This window comes from Bacillus sp. CPT56D-587-MTF (assembly GCF_058792335.1).
In genome coordinates this window covers 1,284,677-1,296,919 of the sequence record NZ_JBYTEF010000001.1, presented here as the reverse complement: position 1 = coordinate 1,296,919, position 12,243 = coordinate 1,284,677, and the positions used below count along the sequence as shown (strand labels likewise).

Below are 12,243 nucleotides of genomic sequence, written 5' to 3'. Positions count from 1 at the left end.
CACTACGTTGTAACTCGTCCAAGGATATACAATTAAACAACATCTCAAGTTATCTTAGTCGTAATAAGTTGGCCAGCTTCATTAATAGTAACTTTCCATTTCACTCCACTAGCAGTCTTCATGATTATACCTTTACTTGCCTCTATTTCAATATCTCCAAACATTCTTCCGCCAGTTGTCGCTAACCAAGCGTTCCCATTTTCCATAGAAGACCTTGCAAAAATACGATTAATTCGAAAACGCTTATGATCTTGAGAATAACCACTTAATGTAATTCTAACTTTATATAACTGACTCGCCTTCATATTCGATATAATTGTATCGCCAACATTTAATGGAACATCCAACGCGATAACCCAACTTCCAGTTGCGCTTAATGCATATTCAATTTTAATTTTCTTTGGGCTCTCTCCCCACCCACAATACATTCCAAAGCAATTTAACATTTGTATTGGTTTTTTCGTAAAATCCAGTTCAATTACAACTGGATTACTATCTGAAACGTCAATATAGTTTACACTTTGTTCATCTATTAAATTAAAGCAATTTGCGAGATTCCCCCCGTAAGGCACTTTCCCACTTACTTGCTTAATCGTATACTTCTGCTGAGCATTTACTAAAATATCATCTTGATTCCCTATTAAATGTGGTTTATTTAACGTAATCGGTAACTGAATTCGAAGAGATTCTTCATAGGTAGACTTACAAACATTGTATCGTCCTTTATCTACAATAGTTGTAGAAAGTAAATTTGAAAAAAGGTAGTTACGATGCGAATTAGAAGAAAATTCAATGACAATTTGTTCACTACTCATCCGGTACGTATCCCAAATCATACAATCAAATATATTATACGCACCTGAGCAACGAATTGCTTTTTTCGTTTGTTGTCTACATTGCACTTGAATATCATGAAATGTATTTCCTGAACTTTCATTTGGCAAATCACTATTTCCATCTACTTCAATCCCATACACACATCCATCAATAAATATTGATTGAAATACATTGGCATTAATCCAGCAAGGTGTATTGATATCATCTATATACTCTGTTTTCAAATATATTGCAGTTTGAAAGTTTTTAATTTGAATAAATTTAACTTGAAAGAAACTAATATAATCCCATGCCTTTTGACAATAAAAATGTATAGCTTTTCCTTTATACGATGGAGTTGTATTTATTATATTTATATTTGATATAACAGATTGATTAGGTACTTCGATTTGTTGTGAACCAGAAACATAAATGACAGCCGATTGAAACAACGAATTTATAACTTGAATAGTACCACCAACTATCGAAGCGTTACTTTGTAGCTCAAATGCATTAAAATCCCCATCAATTTGCAGCGTTACGGTAGGATCTAACTCTAATCTTACGTTTGATTTAATAACAATCGGCTTTACAATTTTGTACGTATTTACCCCTGTAATTCTAACCGTCGAAATTCGATTCGCTACACAATAATCAATAGCTTGCTGAATTGCTAATGAGCTATCATTTCCCGAGTTTGGAACTGCGCCAAAACAATCAATGTGAACGCTACTTTCTGGCGCACAATCTTCTTGGGAAGAAATATATTCTGACAAAATAAATTCACTCCTCATATTACCTTTTTTCATATAATATGTGAGTTCTCTCTTAAAAGTTTCTATAATTAAAAAAACAAACGACCTACCCGGTCATTTGTTTAACTCATATATATTTTTCGTTTCTTCTATCATTTTAGCTAACGAGAAATACCTCACTGCTTTCTCTCGTGCTTTCAATCTAATATCATTTACCCTTTGTTCATCCCCTTGTAGTTCTTCAAGTGCACTTGCGAATTCAGATTCGCAATATTCAGATATTAAAACACCTGATTCTCCATCTATTACCGCTTCATGTATTCCACCAACATCTATTGAAACAATTGGTGTCCCTGTAGCCATCGCTTCAATTACTACCATTGGAAACACTTCACGAAAAGATAATAAAAGTAAAGCATCCATATTCCCTATAAACTCATGCGGCTCTGAAATATTCCCTAGCATCTTCACCCTTTGCTGTAATCCATATTTTTCTATTTCTTTCATAATCGATTCTTTCTCTGGTCCATCACCAGCAATATAAAACATAAAATCATTTCTCTTTTTCAACACATTTGCAATTTTGACAAATAGTTGATGGTTTTTCTCTTTGGATAATCTAGCTAATATCCCTATTTTATATGTAGATTCTTTCTTTTTCTGCTGGAATAAAAACTTTTCAATATCGACACCGTTATAAATTGTATTTATTTTTTCTTCTGCTACATGAATTGAAATTAAATTATTCTTCTCAAACTCACTTACTGTAATAATATTGTTCACATATTTATTCATGAAATAACGAAAAAGCGTTGGCATTTTCTTTTCTAATATCGTTACATTATGTTTCGTATAAACAATTTTCATCTTTTTTTTAATAAACTTTTGAATTAGAAAAGCATATAATACCATTCGCAAACTATTTGCATGAATAAGCTCTATCTTTCGTTTACAAATTTCGTTTCGTAAATAATAAATATTTCTCAAATGATTCCATCGACTAAGTAATATAAAATTTTCTTTTCTAGTAAGAGATTCATATAGTTCTCCATCACCTGCAGCTGTATAAATCTTAAAATCATCATAACGCAAATTACTTTCCAATTTACAAAAATAGCTCTCGGCTCCGCCAGTTATCAATTTATCTGTCATCAACAGTATATTCATAATTGCGTCTTCCCAACTACATTGATTTTATTTTTTTTATAAGCATGATAAGCATACTTACTAAAATAGTAAAAAATTTGCACCGAATTCAGTCGTTCTTGTTCCCTTAACAATTTCCAATACCGGAAAGCTGCTCTAATTTTATTTCTAGAAACAGAATTTGTAACAATTCTATATTTTGCTAACACTTGCTGTATCCCTTTTGCTTCATACCCTTCATGTAATAAGTTCAGCCATAACGCTGTATCTTCCGGCTGTATACTAGGCATTTCGACATATGGAATTTTTTCACGATCAATCATCACTGTTAAACAACCGATAATTGTATTTCCTACTAAATAATGATAGTCGACAGATTTTGGTGCACTCACTTCACGATTTAATTCATTACCGTTTTCATCAATTAAACTATACGACGCATATGAAAAAGCAATATTCATTTCTTCCATAAATAACAATTGTGTCTTCAATTTATGCGGCAACCATATATCATCGCTATCTAAAAAGGCAATGTACCTTCCTCTCGCCTCTTGGATCGCTAAATTCCGAGCTTTAGCAGCACCAACATTTTGTTTTAATGATAATAACCTAATACGTGAGTCTCCTTCTATTATATCTTTAATTTTTGTGGCAGATTGGTCGGTTGAACCGTCATCAACGATAAGCATTTCCCAGTTTTCATACGATTGATTCTGTACAGATAAAATTGTCTCACCTATAAATCGTATACTATTATAAGAAGGTGTTATTACAGAAACATAAGGCGGCTCGTTATGTGCTGATAGACATTTTACCATCTATCTTTCCCCTTCCTTCATATATTGAAATATACTTCACAACAACTGCTAAAAATAAAAAGAAGGCTTCGTTAATAATGAGTGACAATGACATCATCTGAAATATAAATGCAATCATAGTCAATAGAAGATATGGTTTTTCACGAAACAAAGTATGCTGCGCTAGCTTGAACATTAATATGAATAAAAACGCGCTATATAGAAGAAAACCAATTGTACCCGATTCAGACAAGATTTCTAAAAATGTATTGTGTACATATAATTTTTCATTAAATTGATACTCATAATAATTCGAAAAGTTAAAAGCACCGATTCCGATATATGGATTGGATAAATAATATTTAAAAGCAGCTTCCCATAATGTAAATCTACCACTTCCATTATCATGGGAAAAATCAGAAATTCGTTTATTTAATATGTCATCTAATTGCCCCCCCATTACACTATTCGATAAACTAAAAATAACTACACTAAACAATACTAAACTTATAATTATTTTTATTTTTTTAGCGAAACTAGACATACATATATATACAAAAACGACAAGCACAAGCGCTAGTATACCACCCCTTGAAAAAGTTAATAAACTCGTCGTAACACATAAAATTAACCCTAGAATGTTAGTGATATTTTGTAAATTCGTCATATAGTACATAAAAAATATTGTATTATAGAAAATAAAGATGTTAGGATCATCTAGCAATCCAATTAACCGTGGATATCCTCTATCCACTAATAAACCAGCAAAAATTTCTCTCTCTTCTCCACCGTATAAACTAAAGTATTGTAAACCGATTATATAGAGTATTAGACTTACAACATTAAATACTACTCCTACATAAGCAATAGATGATTCAAGTACCACTATTTCAGTATTCCCCAATAAATTCCTCATTATAAAATAGCATCCTAAAACGAGTAGCACGCCAAAAATCATACGAATACTAGCATTTAAATACATAGAAAGAATTCCACTTAAACAATAAATGAAATAAAACAGTAAAAATATAACTTCATGAAAATATAATTTTTGAATATGAAAGTCTTTAATTGTTAAACAAAAATATATGACTAAAAAAATCATATATATCTTCAATGAAAATCCAATATATAAATTGTATTTACTTAACATAACAAATAATATTAGAAGAATAATCCATCCCATCGATACTTTCATATTATTTTCCATAGGCTATATCCCCTGTTTCGTAATATAATCCTTTTTGCGTATTTTTCTTATAAAAGAAAGAAGAAGTTTTTTTAGCTCATAATCATATAGGAATATGGCAGCTAGTACAATTAGTATATTAAGAACAAGCGCAATTAAATGATATGTATGCAATATATATTGCACTCCAATAAAGGTTACACCAAAATAAATTGTATACGGTATTACAATTTGGAATACAATTTTTTTCTTCACTACACTCACTGCTATATATCCCACTAAAGCGACTATTTCAAATAAAACCATAGCGTATGCCGCTCCTATCACTCCACCAAGACTACTAAAGCTATACAGCATAACCCCACCTATCACCAATGCTACACACTGCACAACAGTTCTCTTATTTTGACATCCACTCGTCGTTAAACCGTCAGCAATGGCAATATTTAAACTTTGTAGCACAATAAGAAATGATAATATTTGGAGTGGCTCTACTGCATTGCTCCATTCTTCATGAAAAAATATAGAAATAAAGTATGGTGCTAAATGATATAAACCGATCGTCATACATATTCCTACAATCGCCATTGATTTAATTTGAAGTAAATTTAATTTCGTATGCTCTTCTATATTATTCTGGTTATAATGCTTAAAGAGCACTGGAAAAAATGCACCTGCAATTACCCCTGGTACTTGATATAAAGCTGCCGGCATCCGGTACGCCACAGCAAAAACACCTACCATACTTAATGGCAATGTATAGTTAAGCAAGATAGGTGCTAATTGTGGCGTACTCATTATTAAAAAACCGCTAATAATAAAGGGAGTTAATTGCCAAAATAACGCTTTATGAATTACGACTTTCATATTCATTTTCGTCTTTTTTCTCATGATATATATACTGAATAAACCACCGATCATATACCCAAAAGCATATAAGCGAGCTGTTACATACACCGGTAACTCTCCGAAAATACAAAAACATGTAATTATAATGACAACTGATGCTGATACAACTTTTATGAGCGCTATATACTTCATACGTTCCGTCAGTTGAAAATAGGCAATCCCTATGTTTTGCCAAGTTAATCCTATTAACATGAAAAACATTACGTTTATCATCATATAAATTAAATTTTTATCCGCATACATATAATGAATAGCAATATAACCGATGATAGAAATAAAAATAAGTAGAATCATCCTTATTTTTATATACGATGATAAAATCTGCTCTAAATCTGCTCCATCCTTTGCCCCTTCTCGAAGAAACGTATTACTAAGTCCTAAGTCTGTAAAGAATAACATAACAAACGTCACTGCTATGGCAACACTAAACATCCCATAATGTTGTGCGTTAAAAAAGTTTGCTAAAACAATTAAACTGACGGCCTGAAGAAGGTTAGCTAAAATTGTACTATAAAATAGATGGATAATATTGTTTAGAATAGATCTATCCATACAAGTTCTCCTTTGCAAGTAACCTACTTACATATTTATCTTGCACCATTACCGTTCAATACAATTAAAACGGTTTTACATAAAATACGGATGTCCATCCGAAATGTTTTCATTTCAATATACTCCATGTCAAGCCTCAACTTTTCCTTTGGATCAAGATTATACCCTCCATTTATTTGTGCCCATCCTGTTAATCCTGGTTTTACTATTAAACGTTCCTTAAATTCTGGAATATACGCATCAAATTCATTATAAAAAAACTCTCTCTCTGGTCTAGGACCTACAAAAGACATATCTCCTCTTAAAATATTTAAAAGTTGTGGTAATTCATCAATTCTCGTTTTTCTTATAAACAATCCAACTTTTGTAATTCTTGAATCATGTTCTTTTGCCCATTGTGGGCCATTTATTTCAGCATCCTTTACCATTGATCTTAATTTAAATACATTAAACTTCTTCCCGTTTATACCTAAACGTTCTTGAAAGTAAATTGGAGCCCCTGATGTTTCTAAAGTAATCATAATACAAAAGAACAACATAATTGGTATCGTTAATAGTAACAATATGAGTGAAAATATAATATCAAACAAGCGTTTTACACTTCGATTCAATATGCTAGGCTTTTCTTGAGCCGGAATCGTATACAACTTGGCTTGATTTGTTTCACGAATCATGGATCGTTACCCCCACATTCAAGAATATAAAATTATACCTATTAATTCACATTCTTTCCTATTTATATCCTCTATTACTTTTTGCACTGTACGTAGTGAATCTTTTCGCTTTTTAACTGCTAAGACCACTCCATCGCATTTCTCTGCAATAATGTGCGTAGCAGGAAGTTCAAATACTTCAGAAGAATAAAAGAAAATGTAATCAAAATCTTCTTTCCACTTAGCAATCGCATTATCAAATTCATCCATAGCAACTAAGGGCGTCCCTGTGTGTACTGTTTTTTTTGCAGGAATACAATATAAGTATTTAGACAAATTACTAGAAAAAGATTCATAATTGTAGGGGGAAGAGCTTATTATATCGTTTACTGTTATCATGTGATCACTTTGTAATAATACATTTAATTTAGGGTCAGAAAAATTCACATCAATAAGTAACACCTTTTTCTTCATTTCCGCAAACACTAGACCCATATTTACTATAAGCGAGGCAACAACCCCTCTGTCCTTCGTTGAACTAACTGTGAACAGTTGTTTTCCAGTTTTTTCCAGATCGTGATACACCGTATAAAACTGCTCTTTCATCAGATCATCATGCAGATCGAATGGCAGCTGTTTCTTTGTCCTAAACATCGACATGTTCACCTCGATATATAGATGATTGTTTATCAACCTCTGTAGGTTTCTTTTTTCTATTCGATTTCATATTTATGTGACCAATAACAGAGACTGTTGTTATTTTCTCTAAATCTTGTTCCGTGTATATACGTTCATCAAAATAATCTCGAAATACAGCTAAACCTATCCCAACAAAAAAACTAACAATTAAGGAAATAGGAATGATCAGTTGAAATTTTGGAAACAATTTTTCAGCCTGTTCCTGTAACTCAGGATCCGTCAACACTTTCACACCTTGTACATTTGTGTACTGTTGAAAACTTTGTTGTGATTGCTCTGCCAATGTCTTTACAATGTCTTTCACGACTTTCGGATTGGAATCTTTTACTGTAACAGTTACAATTTGTGAGTTGTCCATATTCACCACCGAAATTTTTTGTGCTAATTCATAACTTGATTGCTCTAATCCCAAAGTTTTTTTGACTGTTGAAATAATTAATGGGCTTTTTAAAATATCAACATACGATGTTACTAGCTGCTTATTTTCTTGTGTTTTATTTGTTGAATTTTCCTTATTAAACTCATCTAAATTCCCAACAAGAATTTGCATTGAATATTGATATGACGGCTTTAAAACATACATAGAGATAAGAACTAAAGAAGCGGTTAAACAACACATCGTTAAAATAATCGTTACGAATCTTCTTTTCAATAATTGTTGAAAATCTTTTATACTCATTTCTTGCTTCAATTATTTCACCGCCCTTTTCTGAATAACATCCTGCAAGTCACTCTTTACAGATACCCCTCTCTTCTTTCTATCCACTTGTTTTGTTACATACTTTCCGACTCTGAATGCAAATTTTTCTACATATATATACGAAAGTATTGCAAGTATAAACGAAAAAACAAGTGAAAAAATTAAAATAATAGGCAACGGTAATATTTCATGGAGCATGTATATAAGGGAAAACAACGATATAATATGGTATAAATAAAGACTGTAAGAAATCTTCCCCAAATATAACAAGTATTTATTGCGTAGCAAGGACGACAAAGTTGATATTGACAAGCTTAATATGACAAATAGACTTGCACTTATCGCCACTACGTAGTCTCGAAATATGAAATTATTGAGCACTTTCATTTCTCCAATAAGTCCTTCGTACATAAAAAGTAAAATCGCAAATAAAAACCATGCAATTTTCGTGTTTTTAGTACAATTACTATAAAAAACTATTAATTTATTTTTATACTTCGCAATTAGTGCCCCTAGTAAAAACAGCACCGTATAATGCAATGTTAATGCATAGCTTGTTAATGTTAAGCCCGAGCGAAACAAAAATAATATTACGACAGAACATATACTAAAACTAAACAATAATAGTAATGAACACCTCAACGTTTTTCGTAAGCAAATCATCAAAATTAGCGGAAAAATTATTGATATTCGCATTTCATGGACAAGTGACCAAATCACACCGTTATATGCATCTGTATTATATTTCCCAACCAATAAAATATGTTGCGCTATTAAACTTGAAGAACTTTCAATCGTCCACGAGCGATTAAACCATTCACTTAAATAAGAAATACCATATCCACTAATTGTAGTCTGGCATATAATAGCTATAATTAGTGCTACAATATAGGGAATGTATATTCTGCATATACGTTTTAAAAGGTATGATCCATAACTACTATAGGTTTTTTGAATAGATTCATACAAAACAAATCCGCTCAAAACAAAAAAGATAATAACAGATTCATTACCACTACTAAAAATTAGACGAGCAGGCGTTTCTTTTAATAGATACACAACAAATGGTTTATTATCTTCATAACTGTAATTTTGAAATGCTGAAAAAATCATTAAATGATGACCGATCATTACTATTAATGAAGAAATCCCTCTTATAGAATCCAATTCCTCGTATCTCTTCATCTTTTTACATCAACTCCTAATGAAATGATAATAATCATTTCAAAGCGACATCTTTATTCATATTCCTCTCCTTTCTTTTCATTCCAATTTTTCATATTAAAATGATTTTATAGTATAAATTTGAGTGTATTGTAACATTTTTTGTAATATTATGAATAGCGAATCTCAAAAATTGGTATATACCAATTTCAACCTCGAAAAATGAGTAATATTGATAGAAAAACGCTATAAAAATATCTTGCAAATTTACATAAATTAAAGAGATGAATAGCGTTTTTTCAATATAAAATAAAAAAGATAGCCTGCATAGGCTATCTTTTTTATTTTATTTAATTACTAGCACCACTATATGCTACATGTCGTTTCTCAATTCTCTCTTCAATTTCTTTCATATTTTCTTTATTATTTAATAGTAATTGTTTATTTTCAATTAATAATTGTTTAAAAGATTTTCTCACTTTTTTTCTCATTTTCATTGTCCTCCTTGGGGGATGGTTTATATAAAAGATAAAGAATTATCTGTGTGTCCTTATAATAATTGATTGTTGTGAATTCTATTTGAACTTCATATGAAAATTCCGTTTATTTTCTGACAACTTTGTGAACACGAAAAAAAAAGACTCTCTAAAACTATGTTGAAATTAATTCACTTCATTATAAAAATTACTATTTTCATCAACTTTTATCATTATATCTTGTCGAAACATTTATATATTTAAAATTGAGTTCGACATAATTTTATTTACTATCATACTGTTTACAAAAACAAAAAGAAGGTGTCACCAAGTCAAAGTTCGACTTATGCAACATCCCTCTTTCCAAACTATTTATAGCATATTTATTAATATTTCAGGTCTTCCCCAATTCATTTCTTCACAAACAAATCTAAGTTTTTCTTCATCCATTGTGTGTAATCCCTCTTCTAGTAAACATGAAATTGGAACTTCACAGTGAATTTGTGCTAATTGCAACGAAATATTTAAGTTCTCTAAATCACTTTCAATCTTCGTACGCTGCGCTTTTGTTAATGATTCTACATTTTCTAGTACAGCGGATACTGTTCCGTGCTCTTGAATAAGCTTATACGCTGTTTTTTCACCGATACCTTTTACACCTGGATAATTATCACTTGTATCTCCCATGAAAGCTTTTGCATGGACGATTTGCCACGGCTCTACACCTTTTTCTTCCATGATTCTCTCCGGTGTGTAATATTCGTAATTTCCAATTCCTTTACGCAGAAGCATAACTGTAACGTTCTTATCAACAAGTTGAAGTAAATCTGTATCACCAGTTAAAATATAAACTTCAGCTTCATTGCAGTATTGTTTTGCAAGCGTACCGATACAATCGTCCGCTTCGTAGCCTTTCATACCGATAACTGGAATGGATAATTTCGCAGTCATTTCTTGCACTAAATCAAATTGAGGAATTAATTCTTCTGGTGGCGCTGCACGATTTGCTTTATAATTCGAGAACGATTCTGTTCTAAATGTCGTACTTCCCATATCCCAGCATGTAACGATATGTGTTGGTTCGATCGCTTGCGTAGCTGTTAACAAGTGTTTCATATAACCATGAATCCCGTTCGTAGGGGTTCCATCTTGTCGTTTCATAAATTGTCCGTAGACACTTGTTGCGTAAAAAGCACGAAATAATAGTGCCATACCATCAACTAATAATACTTTTTTCATAATTCCTCTCCTATTAAAAAAATAATAACCTCACGTTATCACGTAAGGTTATATAAATAGATTACCATTCTACGTTTTTGCTCAACTTTGTCTATTATACATTGTTTTTGTATATTTAGCACCATTAACACATTAAGACGTTCTACTACAACAAGTATGCAATATGCCTGAATACGTATTTTTTCCAGTAGAAACAACGATAGCTTTTGCATTTCCACTAACGATATGCGAACCTTTAAAACATACATTTTCAAGCTCAAGTGGATTATAATCTTTCATCCGTTTTAATGGAATAAATCGTTTACGTTCAAGGTGATAGCAGCTCTCAAACTTCTCTATATTCGCTTCGTTTCCCGTTAACACAGACTCATTCACTAATAAATCATCTGCATAAATAATACGTACATCAGCTGGCACAGCATCTCCAGCCGAAAGAAAAATCATATCTCCAGGTACAAGTTCTTGCACTGGTATCTCCATCATTTTCAGTTCACTATTTAGCCCTGTACTACTAGAACATTCTACTCTAGATACAGTAATCGTTTCACGTTGTAATTCATCACACACACGTTGTTTTGAAAAACCTGGAATCATGCCACCAAGCTTCATCATGACTTCTGCGAGAAGTGCTCTTTTTGAAGTTAGTTCATTTCGGCCATATACTTGAATACGTTTTTGTGCCTCTTTCATTGATAGTCCGTCTCTTGTTGTTTTAAAATATGCAAATACAGATTTGACATCTCTTGTTGCAATTTCAATTAATAAATCTTTATTTTTTTGGAGCATTGTTTGTTCTTTTATTGATTTTTTACTTAGTTTATATGACGTGTTACCCACAGTTTTGTTTGCATATAACATATTATCGTCTCCTCCTTTACAACATAGGAAGAAACGCTTTGTTTCTCAATTTATCCACTTTACTGTGAAAGTTTCTCGCGTTTTATAAACGCTACATTGTGATAAATATAGAGGGAGGAACAAATCGTTTCCTGCCTACATCATATATTTTTGATTTGAAGTATATGGGTAACGGAACCGAGTCAGAATTTGACATGCTCCTCACCTCCTCGTTTAATTTTATAGTTTATACTATGAAATTACTCATAGCTTGGTAACAAAAAAGACCCCTACCCTTAAGAGAGTAGCGG

The 12,243-nt window shown here is 31.7% G+C and carries 12 protein-coding genes; all 12 read right to left on the bottom strand.

The window, feature by feature from the left end:
- Window positions 1-44 precede the first annotated feature (44 nt).
- The 12 genes from AC3WVZ_RS06830 to AC3WVZ_RS06775 all read right to left on the bottom strand — a co-directional run bounded on the left by AC3WVZ_RS06830 (window position 45) and on the right by AC3WVZ_RS06775 (window position 11,953).
- Window positions 45-1,592 carry a glycoside hydrolase family protein gene (locus AC3WVZ_RS06830; RefSeq protein ID WP_233936212.1) on the bottom strand — a complete coding sequence of 516 codons (1,548 nt, stop codon included), beginning with the start codon at window positions 1,590-1,592 and terminating at the stop codon, window positions 45-47.
- A 93-nt stretch (window positions 1,593-1,685) separates the two neighbouring features.
- The gene (locus tag AC3WVZ_RS06825) at window positions 1,686-2,738 is read right to left on the bottom strand and encodes a glycosyltransferase family 4 protein (RefSeq protein ID WP_001023704.1); all 1,053 of its coding nucleotides are present in this window, start codon (window positions 2,736-2,738) and stop codon (window positions 1,686-1,688) included.
- Window positions 2,735-3,535 carry a glycosyltransferase family 2 protein gene (locus AC3WVZ_RS06820; RefSeq protein WP_000237682.1) on the bottom strand — a complete coding sequence of 267 codons (801 nt, stop codon included), beginning with the start codon at window positions 3,533-3,535 and terminating at the stop codon, window positions 2,735-2,737. The genes AC3WVZ_RS06825 and AC3WVZ_RS06820 overlap by 4 nt, the downstream gene beginning before the upstream one ends.
- On the bottom strand, window positions 3,510-4,724 hold the full coding sequence (locus tag AC3WVZ_RS06815) for an O-antigen ligase family protein (RefSeq protein WP_000429874.1): 1,215 nt from the start codon (window positions 4,722-4,724) through the stop codon (window positions 3,510-3,512). The genes AC3WVZ_RS06820 and AC3WVZ_RS06815 overlap by 26 nt, the downstream gene beginning before the upstream one ends.
- A 3-nt stretch (window positions 4,725-4,727) precedes the next feature.
- Window positions 4,728-6,164 carry an oligosaccharide flippase family protein gene (locus AC3WVZ_RS06810; RefSeq protein ID WP_000376138.1) on the bottom strand — a complete coding sequence of 479 codons (1,437 nt, stop codon included), beginning with the start codon at window positions 6,162-6,164 and terminating at the stop codon, window positions 4,728-4,730.
- Window positions 6,165-6,199: 35 nt separating this feature from the next.
- Window positions 6,200-6,838, bottom strand: a complete 639-nt coding sequence (locus AC3WVZ_RS06805) for a sugar transferase (RefSeq protein ID WP_000617653.1) — start codon at window positions 6,836-6,838, stop codon at window positions 6,200-6,202.
- Between the two features lie 18 nt (window positions 6,839-6,856).
- Window positions 6,857-7,477, bottom strand: a complete 621-nt coding sequence (locus AC3WVZ_RS06800) for a CpsD/CapB family tyrosine-protein kinase (RefSeq protein ID WP_233936210.1) — start codon at window positions 7,475-7,477, stop codon at window positions 6,857-6,859.
- Window positions 7,464-8,207, bottom strand: coding sequence for a YveK family protein (locus tag AC3WVZ_RS06795; protein WP_065382081.1), 744 nt, complete (start codon window positions 8,205-8,207; stop codon window positions 7,464-7,466). The genes AC3WVZ_RS06800 and AC3WVZ_RS06795 overlap by 14 nt, the downstream gene beginning before the upstream one ends.
- Window positions 8,208-9,401: an acyltransferase family protein gene (locus AC3WVZ_RS06790; protein ID WP_000833042.1), complete on the bottom strand. Its 1,194-nt coding sequence runs from the start codon at window positions 9,399-9,401 to the stop codon at window positions 8,208-8,210.
- A 329-nt stretch (window positions 9,402-9,730) separates the two neighbouring features.
- On the bottom strand, window positions 9,731-9,871 hold the full coding sequence (locus tag AC3WVZ_RS06785; protein WP_167316532.1) for an FbpB family small basic protein: 141 nt from the start codon (window positions 9,869-9,871) through the stop codon (window positions 9,731-9,733).
- Between the two features lie 357 nt (window positions 9,872-10,228).
- Window positions 10,229-11,095, bottom strand: a complete 867-nt coding sequence (locus AC3WVZ_RS06780; protein WP_000757073.1) for a 5'-3' exonuclease — start codon at window positions 11,093-11,095, stop codon at window positions 10,229-10,231.
- A 132-nt stretch (window positions 11,096-11,227) separates the two neighbouring features.
- Complete coding sequence (locus AC3WVZ_RS06775) at window positions 11,228-11,953, bottom strand: P-type ATPase actuator domain-containing protein (protein WP_000964949.1); 726 nt, start codon at window positions 11,951-11,953, stop codon at window positions 11,228-11,230.
- Window positions 11,954-12,243 lie beyond the last annotated feature (290 nt).